At 57.6% G+C, this 23,322-nt stretch carries 20 protein-coding genes; 11 read left to right on the top strand and 9 right to left on the bottom strand.

Annotated features, from left to right (window positions below):
* Positions 1-25: 25 nt before the first annotated feature.
* The 4 genes from ptsI to cysZ form a co-directional block, all read right to left on the bottom strand.
* A complete protein-coding gene (ptsI, locus tag SERAS12_RS18195; protein ID WP_013814006.1) occupies positions 26-1,753 on the bottom strand; it encodes a phosphoenolpyruvate-protein phosphotransferase PtsI in 1,728 nt (575 codons plus the stop codon).
* A gap of 46 nt (positions 1,754-1,799) precedes the next feature.
* Entirely contained in the window at positions 1,800-2,057 is a 258-nt protein-coding gene (gene ptsH, locus SERAS12_RS18190) for a phosphocarrier protein Hpr (RefSeq protein WP_004947679.1), read from the bottom strand.
* Between the two features lie 397 nt (positions 2,058-2,454).
* Positions 2,455-3,423, bottom strand: a complete 969-nt coding sequence (gene cysK / locus SERAS12_RS18185; protein WP_004947678.1) for a cysteine synthase A — start codon at positions 3,421-3,423, stop codon at positions 2,455-2,457.
* A 183-nt stretch (positions 3,424-3,606) separates the two neighbouring features.
* Positions 3,607-4,368 (bottom strand): sulfate transporter CysZ, encoded by a 762-nt coding sequence (gene cysZ, locus SERAS12_RS18180; RefSeq protein WP_013814005.1) that lies wholly within the window; start codon positions 4,366-4,368, stop codon positions 3,607-3,609.
* Positions 4,369-4,589: 221 nt separating this feature from the next.
* Here cysZ and zipA point away from each other — a divergent pair, with 221 nt between their 5' ends.
* The 3 genes from zipA to SERAS12_RS18165 all read left to right on the top strand — a co-directional run bounded on the left by zipA (position 4,590) and on the right by SERAS12_RS18165 (position 7,903).
* The gene (zipA, locus tag SERAS12_RS18175; RefSeq protein WP_013814004.1) at positions 4,590-5,588 is read left to right on the top strand and encodes a cell division protein ZipA; all 999 of its coding nucleotides are present in this window, start codon (positions 4,590-4,592) and stop codon (positions 5,586-5,588) included.
* A 78-nt stretch (positions 5,589-5,666) separates the two neighbouring features.
* Complete coding sequence (gene ligA / locus SERAS12_RS18170) at positions 5,667-7,688, top strand: NAD-dependent DNA ligase LigA (RefSeq protein WP_013814003.1); 2,022 nt, start codon at positions 5,667-5,669, stop codon at positions 7,686-7,688.
* Positions 7,688-7,903: a DUF3820 family protein gene (locus SERAS12_RS18165; protein ID WP_004947672.1), complete on the top strand. Its 216-nt coding sequence runs from the start codon at positions 7,688-7,690 to the stop codon at positions 7,901-7,903. The genes ligA and SERAS12_RS18165 overlap by 1 nt, the downstream gene beginning before the upstream one ends.
* A gap of 29 nt (positions 7,904-7,932) precedes the next feature.
* Here SERAS12_RS18165 and SERAS12_RS18160 read toward each other — a convergent pair whose 3' ends face one another.
* Positions 7,933-8,925 carry a bile acid:sodium symporter family protein gene (locus tag SERAS12_RS18160; RefSeq protein ID WP_013814002.1) on the bottom strand — a complete coding sequence of 331 codons (993 nt, stop codon included), beginning with the start codon at positions 8,923-8,925 and terminating at the stop codon, positions 7,933-7,935.
* A 94-nt stretch (positions 8,926-9,019) separates the two neighbouring features.
* Between SERAS12_RS18160 and SERAS12_RS18155 the strand changes: the two genes are divergently transcribed.
* A complete protein-coding gene (locus SERAS12_RS18155; protein ID WP_013814001.1) occupies positions 9,020-9,940 on the top strand; it encodes a LysR family transcriptional regulator in 921 nt (306 codons plus the stop codon).
* Between the two features lies 1 nt (position 9,941).
* On the opposite strand, the gene SERAS12_RS18150 is transcribed toward SERAS12_RS18155, so the two are convergent.
* Together SERAS12_RS18150 and SERAS12_RS18145 are read right to left on the bottom strand one after the other, a co-directional pair.
* Complete coding sequence (locus SERAS12_RS18150; protein WP_013814000.1) at positions 9,942-10,418, bottom strand: FlxA-like family protein; 477 nt, start codon at positions 10,416-10,418, stop codon at positions 9,942-9,944.
* A gap of 59 nt (positions 10,419-10,477) precedes the next feature.
* The gene (locus tag SERAS12_RS18145; RefSeq protein ID WP_013813999.1) at positions 10,478-11,026 is read right to left on the bottom strand and encodes a nucleotidyltransferase family protein; all 549 of its coding nucleotides are present in this window, start codon (positions 11,024-11,026) and stop codon (positions 10,478-10,480) included.
* A gap of 214 nt (positions 11,027-11,240) precedes the next feature.
* Here SERAS12_RS18145 and SERAS12_RS18140 point away from each other — a divergent pair, with 214 nt between their 5' ends.
* Both SERAS12_RS18140 and eutC read left to right on the top strand, forming a co-directional pair.
* A complete protein-coding gene (locus tag SERAS12_RS18140; protein ID WP_013813998.1) occupies positions 11,241-12,623 on the top strand; it encodes an ethanolamine ammonia-lyase subunit EutB in 1,383 nt (460 codons plus the stop codon).
* Positions 12,623-13,414, top strand: coding sequence for an ethanolamine ammonia-lyase subunit EutC (gene eutC / locus SERAS12_RS18135; RefSeq protein WP_013813997.1), 792 nt, complete (start codon positions 12,623-12,625; stop codon positions 13,412-13,414). The genes SERAS12_RS18140 and eutC overlap by 1 nt, the downstream gene beginning before the upstream one ends.
* Here eutC and SERAS12_RS18130 read toward each other — a convergent pair.
* Positions 13,393-14,352 carry a LysR family transcriptional regulator gene (locus SERAS12_RS18130; protein WP_013813996.1) on the bottom strand — a complete coding sequence of 320 codons (960 nt, stop codon included), beginning with the start codon at positions 14,350-14,352 and terminating at the stop codon, positions 13,393-13,395. The genes eutC and SERAS12_RS18130 overlap by 22 nt on opposite strands.
* A gap of 382 nt (positions 14,353-14,734) precedes the next feature.
* Here SERAS12_RS18130 and budA point away from each other — a divergent pair, with 382 nt between their 5' ends.
* The 3 genes from budA to SERAS12_RS18115 all read left to right on the top strand — a co-directional run bounded on the left by budA (position 14,735) and on the right by SERAS12_RS18115 (position 18,978).
* Complete coding sequence (budA, locus tag SERAS12_RS18125) at positions 14,735-15,514, top strand: acetolactate decarboxylase (protein WP_004947651.1); 780 nt, start codon at positions 14,735-14,737, stop codon at positions 15,512-15,514.
* A 41-nt stretch (positions 15,515-15,555) separates the two neighbouring features.
* On the top strand, positions 15,556-17,241 hold the full coding sequence (gene alsS / locus SERAS12_RS18120) for an acetolactate synthase AlsS (RefSeq protein WP_004947648.1): 1,686 nt from the start codon (positions 15,556-15,558) through the stop codon (positions 17,239-17,241).
* A 162-nt stretch (positions 17,242-17,403) separates the two neighbouring features.
* Positions 17,404-18,978 (top strand): ABC transporter substrate-binding protein, encoded by a 1,575-nt coding sequence (locus tag SERAS12_RS18115; protein ID WP_239441013.1) that lies wholly within the window; start codon positions 17,404-17,406, stop codon positions 18,976-18,978.
* Between the two features lie 184 nt (positions 18,979-19,162).
* Here the strand turns inward: SERAS12_RS18115 and SERAS12_RS18110 are convergent, their stop codons facing one another.
* Entirely contained in the window at positions 19,163-21,442 is a 2,280-nt protein-coding gene (locus SERAS12_RS18110) for a TonB-dependent siderophore receptor (RefSeq protein WP_013813994.1), read from the bottom strand.
* 310 nt (positions 21,443-21,752) lie between these two features.
* On the opposite strand from SERAS12_RS18110, the gene fes reads away from it, so the two are divergent.
* Positions 21,753-23,126: an enterochelin esterase gene (gene fes, locus SERAS12_RS18105; protein WP_013813993.1), complete on the top strand. Its 1,374-nt coding sequence runs from the start codon at positions 21,753-21,755 to the stop codon at positions 23,124-23,126.
* Complete coding sequence (locus SERAS12_RS18100; RefSeq protein ID WP_013813992.1) at positions 23,101-23,307, top strand: MbtH family protein; 207 nt, start codon at positions 23,101-23,103, stop codon at positions 23,305-23,307. Before fes ends, SERAS12_RS18100 begins: the two co-directional genes overlap by 26 nt.
* Positions 23,308-23,322: the final 15 nt, after the last annotated feature.

Here is a 23,322-nt window from a genome sequence, read left to right as displayed (position 1 = left end):
GGCGGCGTTCCAGTGTCGTGGAAGTTTAGCAGAGCGTTTTTTCTTCGATGAATTTATTCACGCAATTCATCAGGTCTTGCGCCGTTGGCTGTGCCAAGGCTTGCGCTGCCAACGCCTTCACATCTTCGAAATTCGTATTACGAATAATTTTCTTGATGCGCGGGATTGAAATCGCACTCATGCTGAACTCATCCAGCCCCATGCCCAATAACAACAGTGTAGCACGCTCATCGCCAGCCAGTTCACCGCACATGCCGGTCCACTTGCCTTCTGCGTGAGATGCATCAATGACCTGTTTGATCAGGCCAAGCACTGATGGGGACATCGGGTTATAGAGATGAGAAATCAGCTCATTGCCGCGATCTACCGCCAGAGTATACTGGGTTAGATCGTTTGTCCCAATACTAAAGAAGTCGACTTCTTTCGCCAGATGGTGAGCAATCACCGCCGCAGCCGGTGTTTCCACCATTACGCCCACTTCAATTGTTTCGTCGAACGCCTTGCCTTCTTCACGCAGCTGCGCTTTCAGCGTTTCGAGTTCGCCTTTCAGATCGCGGACTTCTTCGACGGAAATGATCATCGGGAACATGATGCGCAGCTTGCCGAACGCGGAGGCGCGCAAAATGGCGCGCAGCTGGGCGTGCAGGATTTCTCTGCGGTCCATGGCGATACGAATGGCGCGCCAGCCGAGGAACGGGTTCTCTTCTTTCGGCAGGTTCATGTACGGCAGGTCTTTGTCGCCGCCGATGTCCATGGTGCGGACGATCACGGCTTGTGCGCCCACGGCTTCCGCAACGGCTTTATAGGCCTGGAACTGCTCGTCTTCGGTTGGCAGCGAGTCGCGGTCCATGAACAGGAATTCGGTACGATACAGGCCGACACCTTCAGCGCCGTTGCGCTCTGCACCCGCGACGTCGCGCACGGTGCCGATGTTGGCGCAGACTTCAACCTGATGACCGTCCAGCGTAATCGCCGGCAGATCTTTCAGCTTGGCCAGATCGTTTTTCTCGGTAACGTACTGGATCTGTGCGGCTTTCAGCTGATCGATAACGTCAGCAGTTGGGTTAACGTAAATTTTATTGTTAACCGCGTCCAGAATCAGGTAGTCGTCGTTCTTCACCTGCTTGGTTACGTCGCTGGTGCCTACGATTGCCGGCAGTTCCAGGGAGCGAGCCATGATAGAGGTGTGCGAGGTACGGCCGCCGAGATCGGTGATGAAGCCCAGCACTTTGTCCAGGTTCAACTGCGCGGTCTCAGACGGGGTCAAATCGGTTGCAACCAGGATCACTTCGTCCTGGATGGCGCTCAAATCGACGATAGCCAGGCCCAGAATGTTCTGCAGCAGGCGTTTACCGATGTCGCGTACGTCGGCCGCACGTTCTTTCAGGTATTCATCGTCCAGCTCTTCCAGCGCTTTCGCCTGGCCTTCGATGATGGTGTAGGCTGCCGCATCGGCAGAAGCCAGATCGTCTTTGATAAGGGCTATGATTTCCTGCTCAAGCTCTTCGTCTTCCAGCAGCATGATGTGGCCTTCGAAGATGGCTTCTTTTTCTTCGCCGAAGGTTTCGCCAGCTTTGGTCTTGATCGCTTCCAGCTGTTCGGACGCTTTCGCGCGGCCAGCCAGAAAACGCGAGACTTCCTGCTCTACATGGTCTGCAGAGATTTTCTTCCGGTTGATGACAATTTCATCTTCTTTCAGTAGGAGAGCCTTACCAAAAGCGATACCCGGTGATACTAAAATGCCTGAAATCATAACCCTACCTTACTCTTGACTGGTTTTAACTAAAAAGACGGGCCGATTACTCAAGCTCTGCCATCAGTTTTACCAAGTGCTCAACGGCTTTCTGGTCGTCTTCACCTTCAGCAGAGATGGTCACTACGGTCCCTTGAGTCAGCCCCAGAGTTTGCAGTTTGAACAGGCTCTTGGCGCTGGCGCTTTTACCGTTGGAAGTCACGGTGATGTCAGACGTGAAGCCTTTGGCTTCTTTAACGAACTGAGCGGCAGGGCGAGTGTGCAGACCATTCGGAGCGGTAATAGTAACTTCTTGCTGGAACATTGATGTTTCCCCAACTTATTGGTGTGTTGTGGAGCTAAAGTTTAGCCCAAGGGTATTACTTTAGCTTGTCTGGTTAGCGCCTGACTATGGTACAGGGGCGAGTATTGATGCAACAGAAAACGACGAATTTGGCCCTTCAGATCAAAAAAAATTGGCTTCTGCCGTCGTTTCAATCAGCTCTCCATTATGCCGTGTTTAACGCAGCTGCGACAAACGAGTAAATCGATTCAGCTTAAAACATGGGACGGAGGGTGATTAATTTTGTGCATCGAAATAATGCACCGTTAAATACTAAAGCTGGCGGGTAAAATCAATCTTCAACTGCTATAAACTTTGATCCAGTCCACAAAAAAGCACCCCGAAAGGTGCTTTTTTAGCTATTTGTGCACAGCTGGCACTACTGTTGCAATTCTTGCTCGGTGAACAAATCGGCAAACAATGCAGTGCTCAGGTAGCGTTCACCGGAGGACGGCAGAATCACAACGATGGTTTTGTCGGCGAAGTCGGCTTCTTCAGCGATTTTCACCGCCGCCGCCACGGCCGCACCGGAGGAAATGCCCGCCAGAATGCCTTCTTCGTCCATCAGACGGCGCGCCATGCTGATGGCTTCGTCGTTGGTGATTTGTTCTACGCGGTCAACGAGATCGAGATCCAGGTTACCGGGGATAAAGCCGGCGCCGATGCCTTGAATCTTGTGCGGGCCCGGTTTGATTTCTTCACCGGCCAACGCCTGCGTGATCACCGGGGAATCGGTAGGCTCTACCGCCACGGTGGTAATCGCTTTGCCCTTGGTGTTCTTGATATAGCGGCTGACGCCGGTCAGCGTACCGCCGGTGCCGACGCCTGAGATGAAAACGTCGACCTCGCCATCGGTGTCTTCCCAGATTTCCGGGCCAGTGGTTTTCTCATGAATGGCTGGGTTAGCCGGGTTGCTGAACTGCTGCAGAATGAGGTAGCGCTCTGGATCGGTAGCGACAATTTCTTCTGCCTTGGCGATGGCGCCTTTCATGCCTTTTGCGCCTTCGGTCAGCACCAGGTTGGCGCCCAGCGCTTTAAGCAGCTTGCGACGCTCGATGCTCATGGTTTCCGGCATGGTCAGCGTCAGTTTGTAGCCGCGTGCGGCGGCGACGAAGGCCAGAGCGATGCCGGTATTGCCGCTGGTCGGTTCTACCAGTTCTTTGCCGGCGACCAGGATACCGCGTTTTTCTGCGTCCCAAATCATATTGGCACCGATGCGGCATTTAACGCTGAAGCTTGGGTTGCGTGATTCAACCTTGGCCAGAATGCGTCCGTTGCCGATACGGTTCAGACGAACCAGCGGCGTATGGCCGATCGTTAATGAGTTGTCTTCATATATCTTGCTCATAGCCCGTCCTTTAACTCTATGAAAATGTGGGGAACATCGAAAGCATACGCTAACAGTACCGGCAGGGAAGTAAAGAATTGGTATATCGATATGTTATTAGGAAATAAGTTTTAAGCACAATGATAAGGGCGCAAATTGCGCGCCCTGTCGAAGAATTAATCGTAATGCGGGGAATGAAACGGCTCAGTAACGAACGAATTGTGTACGATAGCGGTCGACCCACATGGCGGTGGCGCCGCAAACCGCGACCGGCAGGATCACCAGATTAAGGATGGGGATCATGGTGAACAGGCTGACCATAGCGCCAAACTGCAGGTTGTCGGTTTTATGCTGACGCAGCGCACGACGCATATCGGCAAAGCTCACCTTATGGTTATCGAACGGGTAGTCGCAATACTGGATCGCCAGCATCCAGGCGCTGAACAGAAACCACAGCACCGGCGCCACCGTTTGGCCAATCCCCGGAATGAAATAGAGTATCAACAACAGCAGAGCACGCGGCAGGTAGTACGCCAGTTTGCGCCATTCACGCGCCATGATGCGCGGCAGGTCCTTCACAATGCCGAAGATGCCGGTGTCCGGCAGCGGCTTGCCGGTCAGGCTGCCCTCCAGATGTTCGGCCAGCAGGCCGCAGAACGGCGCGGCAATCAGGTTGGTGAGCGTGCTGAACAAATAGCTGAATACCAGCAGGACGGAAATGACCGCCAGCGGCCACAACAGATAGCTCAGCCACTGCAGCCAGTTGGGCACGTGGCTCATCATGCTGGGGATCCAATCGCCCAACTGGGTGAACAGCCACCAGAAAGCGGAACCCATCAGCAGCACGTTGACCAGCAACGGCAGGACGACATAGCGTTTAATCCCCGGGCGCGAAATCAGGCGCCAACCTTCGGCAAAATAATGAAAGCCGCTGGTGGAGTGAGAAGGTGACTGCGTATAGGACATATCTTAAGTTATCTCGTTGTCTGAACAGGCATCGCTATCATATCGGGATGATTTTCTACTGGCTAGGGTGTCATTGGCTGAAAAAACAGCAAAAAAAGGCAGTATAATCATCTTTATTGGCATAAAGTTCAGCACGGACTTGCACTTGTGTGCTCGGGCAAATAGAGTTAAAGAGTGAATGTTTGCCGCGGTGGCAATGTATTGGAACAACAGAGATAGCAATGATGCAGGATTTGCGTCTGATATTAATCGTTGTTGGCGCGATCGCCATAATAGCGTTGTTATTGCACGGTCTGTGGACCAGTCGCAAAGAACGCTCATCGCTTTTCCGCGATCGCCCAGCCAAGCGTTCTAAAAAAGAACGTGAACAATCCCCGATCGACGATCTCGATGAAGGCGTGGGAGAGGTGCGTGTACGCGCCGTCAACCCGCACGATGAGCCGTCGTTTGGTCATTTTGATGCCGCACGCGAAGAACCCGTGGTTGCGCCGAAGCCTGCTCCGGCGGCCGAACCAACGCCACGTGCCGTTCAACCGGCTGCTCATCAGTCTCCGCCACCGTTGTCTCAGCGGCCGGATTATGATGACATCCTGCTGGACAACTACGCGCGGGATGCAGACGACGACGAGCCGCAGCAGCCTGCGCTGCGCCGTGAACCGCGCGTTGACGATCTGCCGCCTGTGGCGACTGCAGCAGAGCCGGCGTTCCGCGCCGAACCTGTGCATCAGCCGCAGCCGGAAGTGAAACCCGCGGCGGTGGAACCTCAGCCTGCTCCTGCAGCCATTAAACCGGCAAAACTGAAAGAAACCGTACTGGTGCTGCACGTTACCGCACATCAGGGTGGCGTGATCGGCGGCGAAGTTCTGCTGCAGAGCGTGCTGCAAGCGGGCTTCCAGTTTGGCGCAATGGGGATTTTCCATCGCCATATCAGCCCGGCAGGCAGTGGTCCTGTGCTGTTCAGCCTGGCGAATATGGTCAAGCCGGGATCTTTTGATCCTGACATGATGTCCGATTTCTCCACGCCGGGCGTGTCGATGTTCATGATGGTGCCGTCTTATGGCGACGCTAATCAGAACTTCAAGCTGATGCTGCAGTCGGCACAGCGGATCGCCGACGACGTGGGCGGTGTGGTGCTGGACGATGAGCGCCGCATGATGACCCCGCAGAAGCTGGAAACCTACAAAGCGCGCATCCGTGAAGTGTTGGAAAGCAACGCCTGACCGGTAGCGACGCGCACTGAACATCCGTAACAACAAAGCCCCCGCTTGCCGGGGGTTTTTTATCTTTGATGGTGAGCCATGGAATCGATAATCCAACAAATCAATCAACTACGAACCTCACTGCGCCATCACGAATACCAATATCATGTGCTTGATGCGCCGGAAGTGCCGGATGCGGAATATGATCGTCTGATGCATGAGTTGCGTGAGCTGGAAAACGCGCACCCGGAGCTGATCACCGCCGATTCACCGACCCAGCGCGTGGGCGCCGCTCCGCTGGCGGCGTTCGATCAGGTGCGGCATGAAGTGCCGATGCTGTCGCTGGATAACGTATTCGACGAAGAAAGCTTTCTGGCGTTCTACAAACGCGTGCAGGATCGCCTGAAGAGCAGCGATCCGCTCACTTTCTGTTGTGAGCTGAAGCTGGACGGTCTGGCGGTCAGCCTGCTGTACGAAGACGGCGAACTGGTGCGTGCAGCCACGCGCGGCGACGGCACCACCGGCGAGAACATTACCTCCAACGTGCGTACCATCCGCGCCATTCCGTTGCGTCTGAGCGGCGACAATATCCCGCGTCGGCTGGAAGTGCGCGGCGAAGTGTTTATGCCGCAGGCCGGCTTTGAACAGATGAACGATGAGGCGCGTCGCAAGGACGGCAAGATATTTGCCAACCCGCGCAACGCCGCCGCCGGTTCTATCCGTCAGCTCGATCCGCGCATTACCGCCAAACGCCCACTGACCTTTTTCTGCTATGGCGTTGGCCTGCTGGAAGGCGGCGAGCTGCCGCGCAGTCACTGGCAGCGCCTGATGCAGTTTAAAAACTGGGGCTTACCGGTCAGCGATCGCGCCAAATGCTGCACCGGCAGCGACGAAGTATTGGCTTTCTACCGCCAGGTGGAGCAGGACCGCGCACAGCTCGGGTTCGATATCGACGGTGTGGTGGTCAAAATTGATGATATCGATCTGCAGGAAACGCTTGGCTTTGTGGCGCGAGCGCCACGTTGGGCGACGGCATTCAAGTTCCCGGCGCAGGAACAAATTACCGTGGTGCGTGAAGTGGAATTCCAGGTTGGGCGTACCGGGGCGATAACGCCGGTGGCGCGACTGGAACCGGTGCAGGTTGCCGGCGTGATCGTCAGCAACGCCACGCTGCACAATGCCGACGAGATCGAACGTTTGGGCCTGCGTATCGGCGATACGGTGATCGTGCGCCGTGCCGGTGACGTGATCCCGAAGGTGGTCGGGGTGATTGAGGATCGCCGCCCGCAGGACGCGCGTGAAATCGTGTTCCCACTGCATTGCCCGGTCTGTGGTTCCGATGTGGAGCGGGTTGAGGGCGAGGCGGTAACGCGTTGTACCGGTGGGCTGATTTGCGCCGCGCAGCGTAAAGAAGCGCTGAAGCACTTCGTTTCCCGGCGCGCGATGGACGTCGACGGCATGGGCGACAAGATCATCGAGCAACTGGTAGAAAAAGAATATGTGAAGAATCCGGCCGATTTATTCCACTTGTCCGCGGGTATTCTGACCGGGTTGGATCGCATGGGGCCAAAGTCGGCGCAGAACCTGGTCAACGCGCTGGAGAAATCCAAGCGGACCACCTTTGCCCGTTTCCTGTATGCGCTCGGCATCCGCGAAGTGGGCGAGGCCACGGCGGCTAACCTGGCGGCGCACTTCGGCGAACTGCAAAAGCTGTACGACGCCGATATCGACGCGTTGAAACAAGTTCCGGACGTCGGTGAGGTGGTGGCGAAGCATGTGCGTCATTTCCTCGACGAAGAGCTTAACCAGAAGGTGATCGACGAACTGATTGGCGCCGAGATTGGCATCAACTGGCCGGAAGTGGTGGTGGTAGCGGCGGAAGAGATCGACAGCCCGTTTGCCGGTAAAACCGTGGTGTTGACCGGTTCGTTGAGCCAACTTTCACGCGATGAGGCTAAAGATCGTCTGACGGCACTGGGCGCCAAGGTCAGCGGCAGCGTCTCGAAAAAGACTGATTTGGTGATTGCCGGCGAAGCGGCCGGCTCCAAGCTGGTGAAGGCGCAGGAACTGGGCATTGCAGTGATCGACGAAGCGGAAATGATCCGCCTGCTGGGTGTCTGATGGAAAAAGAGAACCTGATCGAGATCGCCAATACGCTGATGCCGTTTGGCAAGTACCAAGGGCGGGCGCTGATTGACCTGCCTGAAGAGTATCTGCTGTGGTTCGCCCGCAAAGGCGAGTTCCCCAACGGTAAACTCGGCATGCTGATGGAAATGACGCTGGCGATTAAAATCGAAGGGCTTGACCACCTGGTCAAGCCGTTAAAAAAGAGTTGAACGGACAGACGGGCGAAAGCCCGTTTTGTTTATCCGCGCGATACCTCTGCGTTAAGCGCCCCTTGTTTTTCCTGCTGTTTCTTCTGATAACGTCTCGCCAACACTGCGCAGGTCATTAATTGCACCTGATGGAACACCATCAGCGGCAAAACCATAATCCCCACGGTTGAAGCCGGGAACAGGATATTGGCCATCGGGATGCCGTTCGCCAGGCTTTTCTTAGAGCCGCAGAACACGATGGTGATTTCGTCGGCTTTGCTAAAGCCCATCCAGCGCGCCATGTAAGTGTTCACCACCAGCACGATCGTCAGCAGGACGATGCTGCCCGCCACGATAAACACCAGCGAACCCATGCCCACCTGATGCCAGATACCGTGCGTGACCGCCTCGCTGAACGCGGCATAGACCACCAGCAGAATCGATGTCTGGTCGGTTTTACCGATAAGTTTGCGGTTGCGTTCGATCCACTTGCCGATCAGCGGCCGTGACAAATGGCCGGCAACGAACGGCACCAACAGTTGCAGCACAATCGAGCCGACCTGTTGCAGGCTGCCGGTTTCACCGTGGACGTTCATCAGCAGCCCGACCAACAGCGGTGAGACGAAGATCCCCAGCAGGCTAGAGGCCGACGCGCTGCACACGGCGGCGGCGACGTTGCCCCCCGCCAGCGAAGTAAAGGCGATGGCCGATTGCACGGTGGCGGGCAGAATACACAGGTAGATAAAGCCGGAATACAGCTCGGGGCTGACGTCGATCGGCGACCACCATTTAAACAGCACGCCGAGCGCCGGAAAAATGATAAAGGTGCTGAACATCACCCACAGATGCAGCCGCCAGTTGTTGCTGCCGGCCAGAATGGCTTCGCGCGACAGCTTGGCGCCGTGCATAAAGAACAGCAGGGCGATGGCGGCGATGGTCAGCACGTTTAGCCAGCCGACAAATTCGCCCCGCGCAGGCAGGAACGACGCCAGCAATACGGTGGCGAGCAGCGTCAGGGTAAAGCGGTCGGGCAGGAATCTCATGGTGGCGTACTCGAATAAAAATGATGCGCTTATTGTGGCGCTGCGGGATATAATAATTAAATTGATTTATTTAATTTATTTATGAAAAAAATACATGAATTACTCCATCAAGCAGCTCAGAGTGTTTGTCGCCATTGCCCGGCACCGCAGCTTCAGCCGGGCCGGTGAGGCCATTGGCCTGACCCAGTCGGCAGTCAGCCACAGCGTGAAAGAACTGGAAGCGGAGATTGGCGTGCGCCTGCTGGACCGTACCACGCGCGAAGTGGTGCTGACCGACGCCGGGCAGCGGTTGGCCAATCGCGTTGAACGGCTGCTGGATGAAATGCAAACCTCGTTGCTGGATGCACGCAGCTTTGGCGTGCAGCGCAGCGGTACGGTGCGCGTGGCTTCCAGCCAGACTATCTCCGCCCACCTGATGCCGCAATGCATCGCCGCCGGGGAGCAGCAGTATCCGGATATTCGCATCATGCTGCGTGACCAGGCGCAACAGCAGGTGCTGCACAGCATTCGTAACGCCGAGGTGGATTTTGGCATCGTGGTGGATCCGATCCAGGCGGTGGATCTGGACTGCGAACCGATTCTGCATGAACCCTTCCTGCTGTTGTGCCGCCGCGATCACCCGTTCGCCGCACTGCCCGAGGTGCACTGGTCGGCATTGAACGGCAGCCGTTTGGTGTTGCAGGATTATGCTTCCGGCAGTCGGCCACTGATTGACAGCGCTCTGCGTCAGCAGGGAGTGGAAGCGCCGGTGGTGCAGGAAATCGGTCACCCGGCGACGCTGTTTCCCATGGTGGCGGCGGGTATCGGCATCAGCATTTTCCCGGCGCTGGCGTTACCGTTACCGGAAGGCGGGCAATTGAAAGTGTGTCGGCTGGTGCCGGAAATTAATCGTGCGCTGATGCTGGTGCGGCGCAAAAACCGCTCGTTGACGCCGGCTGCGGAGGTGATTTGGCAGGTCGTTGGGCAGCAGGCGGCGTTGCTGCAACAGCAACGCCGTCAACAGGTGGATTATTGAATCAGATATACACGTCCACGGCATTCAGCGCGGTGGGGCGATTGACGCCATCGCCTTTGACCGGGGCGCTGCCGGAGGCGGCTTTCGCCATCTGTTCCTGCTGTTGCTTTTCCATTTCTTCTTTCTGAATACGTTCGATTTCGGCCTGCAGCATTTTGATCTGCGCCTGGATCAGCTGTTTCTGTTTTTCGATCTGTTGGGCATCGCCGCCCGAGTCTTTGAGATCCACCAGTTTTTGTTGCAAATCCTGGATCTGTTTATTCAGCGCCTTGATGCGCGCCGAGGCGCTGCTGTCGGAGATATTGACCTGTTCGCCGCTGCCGGCGCCTTCGGTTTCTTTGGGTTTACCGCCTTCGGGCTGCTGGTTGACAGGCTTGGCCATCAGCACCTGGCCCTGTTTGCCGGGGGCGCTGAAGACGTTGCTGACGCCGGGCACGGTGTTTTTTACCGGCACGATCATGGTAATGCTGGTGGACATGATGCTCTCCCTGAGTCTTGATGTTTCTGCTCAAGGTATCGGCAGCGGCGGGTAAAACTTTACCCGCGAACTTGCCGCAGCCGCGGCCAGCGCTGCAGCCAGCCTTTGTCGGCCACCCGTTGGTCGAATGTGTGGATATCGCCGTTTTTGGCATTGAAGGTAATGGTGTCGTCGAACAGTCGCTCGAGGCCGAAAGGCGCCACCAGTTGGATGCTGTCATCGGCGTTCAGACGTGCGCCAACCGCCGTTTCAAGCTCGGTCCAAAAGCTGATGGCATCCTCGCTGTTGAGGTAGGGCGTCCGCCCGCTGCGCAGGTGCATGCGAGCCTGATTTTTCACCGACCACGGCTGCGGCAACCACTGTTGCAGCCGCGCCTCCAGCATCCGATCGCGCTCCGCTTCCGCCCGTTGCGGATCAAAATGAATCACGTCGATGTCGTTGAGCGGTGTCGGGGAGGCATAACCGTGGAGCCGGTCCCACACCAGATTGCGTACAAATCCGGCGCCCAGACACCAGTCGTTCAGGCCGAGCCGCCGTACGGTGCGCAATACGGTCATTCTTTCGTTATCTTGCTGTAACCACTGGATAATTTGCTGCTGCCGGTTCATTACCTCTCCTTTGTTGCGGCTACTGTAACCCGAAGCGCTCGCCGGCGGAATGCAATGCATGATTTTAGTGCAGGCTCAGGCTGCCCGGAGCCTGGCGGTAAACGGCATTAACCGCATGATTTCCGGTAAAAAATAAATTCATCTGTCGACTGACTACACTTGGTACAGGGTTTGCAACTTCCGGTGATCATTCCGGGCAGAACAGGGGAGCGCTATGTATCAGGCAACGCTTAGCCGGCGCAGCTACCGTTTCAATGATTTACGCCAACTGATGGCAAAGGCGTCACCGGCCCGTTCCGGCGACTATCTGGCGGAGGTGGCGGCGGAGAGCGCGGAGGAACGCATGGCGGCGCGCATTGCGCTGGCGGAGGTACCGCTGAAAACGTTTTTGCAGCAGTTGCTGGTGCCTTACGAAGAGGACGAGGTCACGCGGCTGATTATCGACAGCCATGATGCCGTGGCCTTCGCGCCGATCTCCCACCTGACGGTGGGGGATTTCCGCGATTGGTTACTGAGCGAGCAAGCGGACAGCGCAATGCTGGCGCAGGTCGCCGCCGGGATTACGCCTGAAATGGCGGCGGCGGTGAGCAAGCTTATGCGCAATCAGGATCTGATCCTGGTGGCGAAGAAGTGCCGGGTGGTGACGCGATTTCGCAATACTCTCGGCTTGCCAGGCCGCATCAGCGTGCGGTTGCAGCCTAATCATCCGACCGACAGCCTGCAGGGCATCGCCGCCAGCATGCTCGACGGCCTGCTGTACGGCAGCGGCGACGCGGTGGTCGGCATCAACCCGGCCAGCGACAGCCTGCCGCTGCTGGAAAAGCTCAATTACATGCTGGATGACGTGATCCAGCGTTTCGCCATTCCCACACAATCCTGCGTGCTGACGCACGTCACCAACACGCTGCGGCTGATGGAACGCGGTGCGCCGGTGGATCTGGTGTTCCAGTCGATCGCCGGCACACAGGCCGCCAACACCGGCTTTGGCATTAATCTGGCGCTGCTGGCGGAGGCGCAGCAGGCGGCGCTGAGTCTCAATCGCGGCACGCTGGGCAATAACGTGATGTATTTCGAAACCGGGCAGGGTAGTTGCCTGTCGGCCAATGCGCATCACGGTGTCGATCAGCAAACCTGCGAGGCGCGTGCCTATGCGGTGGCGCGCCATTTCTCTCCGTTGTTGATCAATACCGTGGTCGGGTTTATCGGCCCGGAATATCTGTATGACGGTAAACAGATTATTCGCGCCGGGCTGGAGGATCACTTCTGCGGCAAGCTGCTCGGCCTGCCGCTGGGGTGCGACGTGTGCTACACCAATCATGCGGAGGCGGATCAGGATGACATGGACACTTTGCTGACGCTGTTGGCCACCGCCGGATTAACCTTTTTGATTGGCGTGCCGGGAGCGGACGACATCATGCTCAATTATCAGAGCACTTCTTTCCACGACGCGTTGTATATCCGCGAACTGCTGGGGCTCAAACATGCACCGGAGTTTGCCGACTGGTTGGTGAAAATGCATATCACCGACGAACTGGGGCGGCTGCGCGATACGGCCTCCAACCATCCGTTGTTGCTGGCGTTGCAGGGAGAGAGTTGATGAATAAACCGGTTCACGTCAACAGCTGGGATGCGCTGCGCGCCTTTACCGATGCGCGTATCGCGTTGGGGCGCACCGGCGCCAGCCTGCCCACCGGGGAGCTGCTTAAATTCGGCCTGGCGCATGCGCAGGCGCGCGATGCGGTACATCAACCGTTCGACAGCGATACGCTGGCCGGAGCATTGCAGGAGAGTGGCTGGCAGACGCTGACGGTGCACAGTCAGGCCGCTGACCGCACCGCCTACCTGAGCCGGCCGGATCTGGGGCGACGGTTGGCGGCGGACAGCCGCAGTCTGCTGCTGGGCCTGCCGGACAAGGCGGCCGATTTGCTGCTGGTGGTGGCGGACGGTCTGTCCTCCAAGGCGGTGCACCGTCAGGCGTTACCCTTGTTGCAGGCGCTGCGGCCTTATCTTGATCTGTTGGGGCTCTCCGTAGCGCCCGTGGTGCTGGCGCATCAGTCGCGGGTGGCGTTGGGGGATGATATCGGCGAGTGTCTGCGGGCAAAAGCGGTGGCGATATTGATTGGCGAGCGGCCGGGCCTGTCCTCGCCGGACAGCCTGGGAATTTACCTCACCTGGGGGCCGAACACCCGGCGGCGCGAGTCGGAGCGTAACTGTATCTCCAACGTTCGCCCGGAAGGGCTGGATTACCCGCAGGCGGCGTTCAAGCTGGCGTGGCTGCTGGAACAGGCGTTCCAGCGGGGTCTGACCGGGATTGAACTGAAAGATGAAAGCGATAACCCGGCGCTGTATGGCCGGGTCTCGCCGCTTCATTCCCAACTGGGGGGCTGACCGATACTTTGCTGCAGCAGGGTGGTGAATGCGTTTAACCGGGCGGAGATCTTGGCCACCGGCCGCAGCAGGTAGATGCCCTGTTGTTCCTGGCGCGGATCCTCCAGCACGGGTTGCAAGCGGCCGGCCTGGATATCCGGGCCAACCACCCAGTTGGGTAAAAAGGTGATCCCCAGTCCAAGCAGCGCCGCCTGACGCTGGGCGGTAAAGTCGTTGCAGCGCAGTACCATACTGCAACGGTTCAGTAGCTGACCGCTGAGGATTTGCGTCCAGCAGGCCGGTTGCTGTTTGTTATAACGGGCAATCAGCCGATGTTCCGGTAACGCGTTGAGGTCCTCTGGGCAGCCATAGCGGGCGATATAGTCGGGGCTGGCACACATGACCCAACGCTGAGTGGCTATTCGGCTGGCGTACAGCCCGCTGTCTTTCTGTTCGCCGATGCGGATGGCGGCGTCCAGCAATTCCTGCGTCGGATCGGTCTGGCGTTCGGTCAGATCCAGGTCAACAAACAGCTGCGGGTAGCGTTCAGCCAGCGTCGGCAACAGCGGCAGGATGTAGGTCTTGCCAAAGGTCGGCAGGCAACTGATGCGCAACGTTCCCTGCGGCACATCACTTAGCGAGGCCAGTTCTGCGCGGATGTCGGTAATGTCCGACAGCAGCGCCGCCGCCCGCGCCTTCAGCATTTCCCCGGCATCCGTCAGCATCAGGCCACGCGTCGAGCGGATAAACAGCGTGGCGCCAAGAGCGCTTTCCAGCGCGTCGATGTGGCGAACCAGCGAAGAGGGCACCATGCCCAGTTTACGGGCAGCAGCGGAGAAGCTGCCCAACAGGGCCACTTCGAGAAATATCGGCAGATGTTCAACATAGCGGGCGTCATTCATCTTTGCATTATATGCAAAAGCGTTTCTTATGAATACCGGGTTCTCTGCCCAACGCATTGCGGTTACTCTTTTTCTGGGGCTTACGGACGGTAAGAGCGAACCGGGATCCCGCCGCAAAGAGAAAAATAGATAAACCCAGCGGATTTTAGACCTTAAAACAACGCCATTCTCCCAGGCACAGCCATGCGCCTGCGACAATGATTGCTGCTTCAATACCAGAGTAAACGTTCAATTTGACGCTGTGCCAGCCAACAATGATTAGTGAATCTAAATCGTTGTTGAGGTTGAGCGTCGCCGGCCTGCCGTGCCGGTTTTTTTGTCGCCGCTGGCTGAATCGTTCCACCTGAACGCGTCGTCGGCGACATCTTTGCTTACCTTTCAGGTGAGCATTTTTGAACGCGTGGGGGCATTTCGCACCGCGCTGGTGGAGGAGTACGTAATGAACGAAAAGCAGGGTTGTTCCTGTGCGCACCATTTGGTGCAGGGTTTCGCCAGGCAGTCAGTGATTGCCGGGGAGGGCGAAATCTATCAAATCTCGCTGATGAGCGCGTTAATCAGCGGCGTTTACGAAGGGGAAGTGACCATTGCCGAATTGCTTCGGCACGGCAACTTTGGCCTGGGCACCTTCAACCACCTTGATGGCGAATTGATCGCCTTTGATGATGAAATTCACCAACTGCGCGCCGACGGCAGCGCACGGCCGGCCAGGCATGATCAGAAAACCCCCTTTGCCGTTGTCACCTTTTTCCAACCAAGCGTTACCCAAAGCTTCGATCGTCCTATCACCAAAGCGCAGCTGCACCAGTGCATTGATGAGCAGGTGGCTTCGCCGAACCTGTTCTGCGCGGTGCGCGTCGACGGTGAATTCAGCCATGTGGAAACCCGCACCGTGCCGCGTCAGGAGCGGCCCTACCGCCCGATGCTGGAGGCAATCGAGGAGCAACCGACCTTTGCCTTTCTCAAGCGGCAGGGAACCCTGGTTGGCTTCCGTTCGCCGGACTACATGCAGGGAGTCGGCGTAGCCGGCTATCACGAGCACTTCGTTACCGACGATCGCAGCGGCGGCGGCCACGTGCTGGATTACCAGCTCGACCACGGTCGCCTGCAATTTGGGGTGATCACCCGTCTCAATCTTCAATTGCCGCATGATGCGGATTTTCTGCGCGCCGACCTCTGTCCGGAGGATTTGGACCGCGCAATTCGTTCTGCCGAGGGTTAATTCCGCGACAGCCGTGGGTATATTTTCAGGAGGTGTGTTCCATGAACAAGGCAAAAACAGACAATAACTGGGCGTGTGGCGCAGATTTAGTGGTGAAAAATCTGGAAGCGCAGGGCGTCAAATACGTGTTCGGCATTCCGGGGGCGAAAATCGACCGGGTATTCGATTCGCTGGAGGACGCGCCGTCGATAGAAACGGTGGTGGTCCGGCACGAGGCCAATGCGGCGTTTATGGCGGCGGCGGTCGGGCGGTTGACCGGTAAGGCGGGGGTGGCGCTGGTCACCTCCGGGCCTGGCAGTTCCAACCTGATCACCGGGCTGGCGACCGCCACCTCGGAAGGGGATGCGGTGGTGGCGATCGGCGGTGCGGTGAAGCGCGCCGATAACCTCAAACAGACCCACCAGAGCATGGATACCGTCAGCATGTTCCGGCCGGTGACAAAATATTGCGCCGAAGTGCATGCCGGCGTGGCGATTTCCGAAGTGATCGCCAATGCTTTCCGCCATGCCGAGTTCGGCCGGCCTGGGGCGTCGTTCATCAGCTTGCCGATGGACATTGTGAATGAGCCGGTCAGCGCGCCGGTGCTGGCAGGGTGCCGCCTGCCACGCATGGGGGCCGCCGCCGCCGATGACATTCGCACGGCGGTAAAATTGATCCAGCAGGCGAAGTGTCCGGTGATGCTGTTGGGTCTGCAGGCCAGCCGCCCGGAAAACAGCGAGGCGGTGCGTCATCTGCTGCACCGCACCCATATGCCGGTGGTGGGCACCTATCAGGCGGCTGGGGTGATCGACGTTAATCATTTCGCCAGGTTTGCCGGCCGCGTCGGGTTGTTCAACAACCAGCCGGCCGACCAACTGTTGCAGAAAGCCGATCTGGTGGTCAGCGTCGGCTACGGTCCGATCGAATACGATCCCTGCATGTGGAACAGCCAGGGCAAATTGAAGCTGGTGCATATCGACGTGCTGCCGGCGGATATCGATACCTGTTACCGCCCGGACGTGGAACTGGTGGGCAATATCAGCGCGACCCTCGATATGATGACTGAAGCCTTCAGCGCCGTGGTGAGCGTGCCGGCAGAGGTTGAACTGATCCTCAGCGATCTGGGGCGGCAGCGTACCGAACTGGCGGAACGCGCCGCACGCCGTGGCGGCATGCCGATCCATCCGCTGCGTATCGTGAAAGAGCTGCAGGATATCGTCAGCGACGACGTGACGCTGTGCGTGGATATGGGCAGTTTTCACATCTGGATCGCGCGCTATCTCTATAGCTTCCGCGCAAGACAACTGCTGATCTCCAACGGCCAGCAGACTATGGGGGTGGCGTTGCCGTGGGCGATTGGCGCAGCGCTGGTGCGCCCGGGGGACAAAGTGGTGTCAATCTCCGGCGACGGCGGCTTTATGCAGTCGAGCATGGAGCTGGAAACCGCGGTGCGGCTGAAAAATAACATCGTGCACGTGATTTGGGTGGATAACGCCTACAACATGGTGGAAATGCAGGAGGTGAGTAAATACCGACGCAAATCCGGTGTGGAATTTGGCCCGATCGATTTTAAAGCCTATGCGGAATCCTGCGGTGCGGTAGGGTTTGCCGTGCAGTCGGTAGATGACCTGCGGCCGATGCTGCGCAAAGCGATGGACATTCAGGGGCCGGTGGTGGTGGCGATCCCGGTCGACTATGCCGACAACTACAAACTGATGGCACAGATGAACTTCAGCCAGATGATTTAATTTCATTATGTCGGTTAACCACGGGGAGCGGCCTTTGCGGCGCACCCCGTTTTTTATGCTCGAAATTTGTGCTTTACAACCCTAACTGCATGATTTATTGGTATCCGTCGGGTTCGTTTTCTAACCACTGGGGATGGCAGGATGAAAAATAAAACACGCACAATGACGCTGGGATTGTTGGCTCTGGCAATGATGGGCGGCGCACATGCCAGCACGCTGGTTTATTGTTCCGAAAGCTCGCCGGAAGGGTTCAACCCGCAGCTGTTCACCTCGGGCCCCACCGTAGACGCCAGTTCTGCGACAATCTACAACCGGCTGGTGGATTTCAAAACCGGCACCGTCGAGCTGCAACCCAGCCTGGCGGAAAGTTGGGAAGTGAGCGAGGACGGCAAGCAGTACACTTTCCATCTGCGCAAGGGCGTGAAATTCCAGAGTAACAAGTTCTTTACCCCAACCCGCGACTTCAACGCCGACGACGTGATCTTCTCCTTCATGCGGCAAAAAGACGCCAATCATCCGTATCACAAAGTCTCCAACGGCGCTTACACCAACTTCGAATCCATGGAATTCGGCACGCTGATCGACAAGATTGTCAAAGTGGACGACAGCACGGTGCGCTTTGAGCTTTCGCGCGCCGAAGCGCCGTTCGTGGCCGACCTCGGCATGTATTTCGCCACCATTTTATCGGCGGAATATGCCGATGCGATGCTGAAGGCCAGCACGCCGCAACGGGTCGATAACGACCCGATAGGCACCGGGCCGTTCCAACTGGTGCAGTATCAGAAAGACGCGAAGATCCTCTACAAAGCGTTCGACCACTATTGGGAGGGCAAACCGAAGATTGACCGTCTGGTGTTCTCGATAACCCCGGACGCCGCGGTGCGCTATGCCAAACTGCAAAAAAATGAATGCCAGGTGATGCCATTCCCCAACCCGGCGGATTTAGCGCGGATGCGCCAGGACCCGAACATTCAGGTGATGGAGAAATCCGGTTTGAATATCGGTTTCCTGGCGTTTAATACCCAGAAAAAACCGCTGGATAACGTCAAGGTACGCCAGGCGCTGGCGATGGCGGTGAATAAATCGGCAATCATCGAAGCGGTGTTTCACGGCGCGGGGCAGCAGGCGAAGAACCTGCTGCCGCCGACCCAGTGGGGCAGCAACGACAAGATTGAGGATTACCCGTACGCGCCGGAGAAAGCCAGGCAACTGCTGAAGGACGCCGGTTTGGGCCAGGGTTTTGCGATTGATTTGTGGGCGATGCCGGTGCAGCGGCCCTATAACCCGAACGCCAAACGCATGGCGGAGATGATCCAGTCCGATTGGGCGAAGATTGGCGTGAAGGCTAAAATTGTCACTTTCGAGTGGGGCGAATATCTGCAGCGGCTCAAAAATGGCGAACATCAGACCGCGTTGGTGGGGTGGACTACCGCCAATGGCGATCCGGATAACTTCTTCGGCCCGTTGTTTACCTGTGTTTCGGCCAACGGCGGTTCAAACTCGGCCAAATGGTGCTACCCGCCTTTTGATAAGCTGATCCTGCAGGCGCGTGAAGAGAACGATCATGCCAAGCGGGTGGCGTTGTATGAGCAGGCTCAGGTGATGATGCATGAGCAGATGCCGGCGTTGATGATTGCCCACTCGACCATTTTTGAGCCGGTGCGCAAGGAAGTGAAAGGGTACGAAATCGACCCGTTCGGCAAGCACATCTTCAAACAGGTATCGCTGGAGAAATAATAAAAAGGGGGCTGCGTTGGCCAGACTGCTGACACAGCCCGTTATTAGGGAGAGCGTGCCGAAGGGGTCGTAGCGGCTTGCCGCCGGAGCGCCCCTCGGTGCGCTAGGCCCGAGTATCTCGGGCTCAAAGGCAACTTTGTCATCAAACTCGGGGGCGGCAGCCCCCAGTGTTTCTCAACAGGCATCAGAAATGCGTGTTGATGCTCATATAATAAGTGCGGCCCGGTTCGTTGTAGGTTGCAGCACCCGCTCCGGCGATGTTGATGGCACCGGTGTTGGGATCGCCAACGTTTTGCGCGTTGCCGGCGCGGAACTGGCGTTTGTCGAACAGGTTGTCGATGCCGGCGGTGACGCTGACGTTTTTGGTGACGTCATAGGTGGCGCTGGCGCCGACGATGGCGTAAGGGCTGACCTCGCGGGTTTCGCTGCCGGTCGCCGGTTTGCCCTGATAGTTGTACTTCTTCGGCTTCTGGCGGCCGTACCAGGTCAGGGTCGATTGCATTGACAGTTCCTGGGTCGCCTGCCAGCTCAGCGTCGAGTTGATAGTGAATTTAGGGATCACCGACAGATAATCGCCGGTGCTCTTGTTCTTGTTCTCGATCATGTAGGTGGCGTTGTTGCTCCAGGAAAGGGTCTCGCTGACCGGTACGTTCAGTGTACCTTCCAGGCCCTGTACGACCGCTTTCGGCACGTTTTCCCACTGATAAACCGTCGTACCTGTGCTGCTGGTGGCGATTTTGCTGTTGCCCGCTTCGATCTTATTGCGGTAATCGTTGCGGAAGTAGGTCACCCCGGCCAGCCAGCCTTCATTATGGAACTCCAGCCCGATCTCTTTGTTGATGCTGTTTTCCGCCTTCAGATCGTCGTTGCCGAGCAGATAGCAGCCATTTTTGGTATCGCTGGCCGCACAACCTTGCCCCTTGCTGTACAGCAAATAGTTTTGGTTGGTCTGGAACAGCGTCGGCGCTTTGTAGGCGCGGGCGATGCCCATTTTCAGCGTGAAGTTGTCACCCAACTCTTGCGACAGGTTTAGCGCCGGGCTCCAGTTATTGCCGGCCTCGGAATGGTGATCGTAACGCAGGCCGGGAGTCAGCATGGTGCTGTCGGTCAGCTCGATATTGTCTTCGGCGAACAGCGAGAAGATATTCGCCGAAGCGTAAGGGCTACGGGTACCGGTCTCTGTGCCTGGGATGGTACCGCCCATCAGCGTTTGGCTGGTTGACGTGCCATCCTTCATGCGCTGCTGGTTCCACTCGGTGCCCAGAGTGGCGGTTTGCGTGACGCCCAATTCAAACGGCACGCTGACTTCGCTGTGCGCCAGAAAATCGTCCAATTTGGTGGTGCCGAAGCCTTCATTTTTGGTGTCGAAAATACCTTCGGTGCCGCCGGCCAAACCTTCGTTCAGACGCGTATTACGCGTGCGCTCGAACCGAATGTAATTGTTGGTGCCGACGCCGTTGTCCCAGGCGCCGCGATGGTTGAGGCCGAAGGTTTCGCGGTAGATGCGGTTGGTCTCTTTGCCGTAGTTGCTTTGTACCAGCGCGTTGGTGTTGGTGTTTTGCGTATCGCCTGCGTACAGGTTGCCCTGGCGGCCATAGGAATATTCAAACTCCAGCGACTGCAAGTGAGCGAAGTCCCAGTGCAGCAGGGCGTCGATGTTTTTGTCGACCACCCCTTCACGCCCGGAGGGAATGCTGCTGGCATAAGCGCCTACGCGTTCGGATTTGTGCGATTCGTTAATATCCCAGGCGTCGGCCTGCGTTTTGCTGTAGCCGCCGAACAGACGGAAGCTCAACTGGTCGCTCAGCGGGCCGGACAGGCTGAAGTCGGTGCGCTTGGTGGAGCCTTCCTGCTTATGCTGCGGCACGTTGAAATAAGTGTTCAGCGAGCCGTGCAGATCTTTGGTGCTCTTTTTGGTGATGATATTGACCACGCCGCCGGCGGCGCCGTTGCCATAGCGTGCAGCGGCCGGGCCGCGCAACACCTCGATTCGTTCGATCATCTCCGGTGGCACCCAGGCGGTATCGCCGCGGGTGTCACGTTCGCCGCGCCACCCCTGGCGCACCGAGTTGCGGCTGCTGGCAGGAATACCGTCGATCAGAATCAGGGTGTTTTCCGGGCCCATGCCGCGAATATCGATCTGGCGGTTGTTGCCGCGCTGGCCGCTGGTGGAGTTGCCGGTCAGGTTAACGCCGGGCATGGTACGGATCAGTTCGCTGATATCGCGCGCCGGAGGGCGTTTTTTGATTTCGTCGGCGGTGATGGTGGATACCCCCGGAGCCTGCAGGTTCTGTCTGGCAGCGGTGACGACAATGGTGTCCTCGGCGGCTTCTTTTTTGCTTTTGGCGGCGGTATCGGTTTCTGCGGTGGTATCAGTTTGCTGTGCGGCGTGCGCAAAGGCGGACGCGCCTAACCCTAACCCGATGAGTGTGGCTAAAGAATAACGTGAAAGTTTGCGGTTCATTTGAGTGTTCCTACCTTGCTGCCTTTCCCGGGGTACCGAAGACAGGCCTCCGGCAGAGAGAAGGGCGGTTGTAGTTTTTGTGTTTGCGGAAATAAAAATCCAACAGGCCGAGACGCAACGGCATTGGATTCGGCGCTAAAAAGCGGTATCCGTCCCTGTTAAAGAATGCCTGCTCTGTTTACGAGCCTTAACACACTATTGCAAACGCAAATAATTATCAATAGTATTCGGTTTACCGTTTTTAGGCAGCGCCTCGCGCCGCGAATGTGCCGGCGTTCTTGAAGCTGCCAGCTAAAAGTGAATAGGCGTTTTGAAAACAAAATCCGAGTCAGAAAGCAGCAGATTATTATCGAGCAAGCACGCCGGGCGTCATGGATGGTGGCTGAATATCGCCAAACGCGGTACGCCTCTGGTGGAGCTGCAAGGAGATGGGCGAGGGAAGGTCACATTTTTATGGCGTGATCCTCAGGGATGTGAGCTCACTTCAGCCTATCGACGCGTCTGGATCCACATCAACTGCCTCACCGATCATCATCAGCCCTCGCCACCGCAGAGCTTGCAACGGCTGGAAGGGACCGACGTCTGGTATTGGCAAACCGAGCTGAACGCCGACTGGCGTGGCAGTTATTGCTTTATGCCCTGTATGGACGATCGGCCGTTGACGCTCAGTGATAACGATGCGCACGCCAATATGCATTCGGTCCGCCACTGGTGGCATCAGGTGTTCGCCAGCGCCACCCATGATCTGCTTAATCCTCATCGCTCCTGGTCCGGCGCCAACGGTAACGTCTTGTCCGGCCTGCATATGCCGGCGGCTCTGCCGCAACCGGCCTGGCAGGATTTCGATCGCTATGCGTCGGCCTGCGGGCGTTGTACCCCGGCTCCGCCCGCCAGGCTGCAACGCCACAGCTGGCACAGCGCGCGGTTGGGCAATACCCGTAACGTCTGGGTTTACACCACCGGCGACAGCAACCCGGCGCAACGGCCGTTGGCCCTGCTGCTGGATGGCCAGTTCTGGTCGAGCAACATGCCGGTCTGGGATCCGCTGATGCAACTGACCCGTGAAGGCAAACTGCCGGAGGCGGTGTATCTGTTGATCGATGTCATCGATCAAAAACGGCGTGCGCATGAGTTAGCCTGCAATGAGGATTTCTGGTTGGCGGTGCAGGAAGAACTGTTGCCGCAATTGGCTGAATGGGCACCCCACAGCGACAACCCTGCAAGCACGCTGGTGTGTGGCCAGAGCTTCGGCGGCCTGTCTTCGCTGTATGCCGGTCTCCACTGGCCGCAGCGCTTTGGCGGCGTGATTGCTCAGTCCGGCTCTTTCTGGTGGCCGCGTCGCGACATGTACCAGCAACCTGCCGTGCCGGCCGATGCCGGTTGGCTGCTGCGGCAGGCCGAACAGGGCGTTGGCCGCAAGGGTGGATTGAAGGTGTTCATGGAGGCCGGCACCCACGAACAGGTGGCGCGCAGGGTGAATGACCGGATGGCGGATGTGCTGCGTGATGCCGGCCATCGGGTGCAATACCGGGTGGTGGAAGGCGGGCACGATTCTTTGTGCTGGCGCGGCGGGTTGATTGACGGGCTGCAGGCGTTGTGGGCGGATCAGCCCGCGGCGCCATTCGCCAAGCTAACTTTCAAAGTCCAAGGAGTCCGTGATGGAAACTCTGAACCCGTTCGATGATGAACACCAAATCTGCCTGATTCTGCAAAACGATGAGCAGCAATACAGCCTGTGGCCTGATTTCAGCGCAGTACCGGCGGGGTGGACGCCGGTTTTCGGCCCGGCGGTACGCTCGCTGTGCGTGAGTTGGCTGGAACAGCATTGGCAGGATATGCGGCCCGCATCGCTGCGTAAGGCGTGATGGCGCCATTACCGT

Source organism: Serratia sp. AS12 (genome assembly GCF_000214195.1).
Classification (GTDB): Bacteria; Pseudomonadota; Gammaproteobacteria; order Enterobacterales; family Enterobacteriaceae; genus Serratia; species Serratia plymuthica.
This window is presented reverse-complemented; position numbering and strand designations above follow the sequence as displayed.

Excerpts from the sequence above, each read along its gene's own strand:
- ptsI (WP_013814006.1), bottom strand. The coding sequence starts at position 1,753 with ATGATTTCAGGCATTTTAGTATCACCGGGTATCGCTTTTGGTAAGGCT.
- ptsH (WP_004947679.1), bottom strand. The coding sequence starts at position 2,057 with ATGTTCCAGCAAGAAGTTACTATTACCGCTCCGAATGGTCTGCACACT.
- cysK (WP_004947678.1), bottom strand. The coding sequence starts at position 3,423 with ATGAGCAAGATATATGAAGACAACTCATTAACGATCGGCCATACGCCG.
- cysZ (WP_013814005.1), bottom strand. The coding sequence starts at position 4,368 with ATGTCCTATACGCAGTCACCTTCTCACTCCACCAGCGGCTTTCATTAT.
- zipA (WP_013814004.1), top strand. The coding sequence starts at position 4,590 with ATGATGCAGGATTTGCGTCTGATATTAATCGTTGTTGGCGCGATCGCC.
- ligA (WP_013814003.1), top strand. The coding sequence starts at position 5,667 with ATGGAATCGATAATCCAACAAATCAATCAACTACGAACCTCACTGCGC.
- SERAS12_RS18165 (WP_004947672.1), top strand. The coding sequence starts at position 7,688 with ATGGAAAAAGAGAACCTGATCGAGATCGCCAATACGCTGATGCCGTTT.
- SERAS12_RS18160 (WP_013814002.1), bottom strand. The coding sequence starts at position 8,925 with ATGAGATTCCTGCCCGACCGCTTTACCCTGACGCTGCTCGCCACCGTA.
- SERAS12_RS18155 (WP_013814001.1), top strand. The coding sequence starts at position 9,020 with ATGAATTACTCCATCAAGCAGCTCAGAGTGTTTGTCGCCATTGCCCGG.
- SERAS12_RS18150 (WP_013814000.1), bottom strand. The coding sequence starts at position 10,418 with ATGTCCACCAGCATTACCATGATCGTGCCGGTAAAAAACACCGTGCCC.
- SERAS12_RS18145 (WP_013813999.1), bottom strand. The coding sequence starts at position 11,026 with ATGAACCGGCAGCAGCAAATTATCCAGTGGTTACAGCAAGATAACGAA.
- SERAS12_RS18140 (WP_013813998.1), top strand. The coding sequence starts at position 11,241 with ATGTATCAGGCAACGCTTAGCCGGCGCAGCTACCGTTTCAATGATTTA.
- eutC (WP_013813997.1), top strand. The coding sequence starts at position 12,623 with ATGAATAAACCGGTTCACGTCAACAGCTGGGATGCGCTGCGCGCCTTT.
- SERAS12_RS18130 (WP_013813996.1), bottom strand. The coding sequence starts at position 14,352 with ATGCGTTGGGCAGAGAACCCGGTATTCATAAGAAACGCTTTTGCATAT.
- budA (WP_004947651.1), top strand. The coding sequence starts at position 14,735 with ATGAACGAAAAGCAGGGTTGTTCCTGTGCGCACCATTTGGTGCAGGGT.
- alsS (WP_004947648.1), top strand. The coding sequence starts at position 15,556 with ATGAACAAGGCAAAAACAGACAATAACTGGGCGTGTGGCGCAGATTTA.
- SERAS12_RS18115 (WP_239441013.1), top strand. The coding sequence starts at position 17,404 with ATGACGCTGGGATTGTTGGCTCTGGCAATGATGGGCGGCGCACATGCC.
- SERAS12_RS18110 (WP_013813994.1), bottom strand. The coding sequence starts at position 21,442 with ATGAACCGCAAACTTTCACGTTATTCTTTAGCCACACTCATCGGGTTA.
- SERAS12_RS18100 (WP_013813992.1), top strand. The coding sequence starts at position 23,101 with ATGGAAACTCTGAACCCGTTCGATGATGAACACCAAATCTGCCTGATT.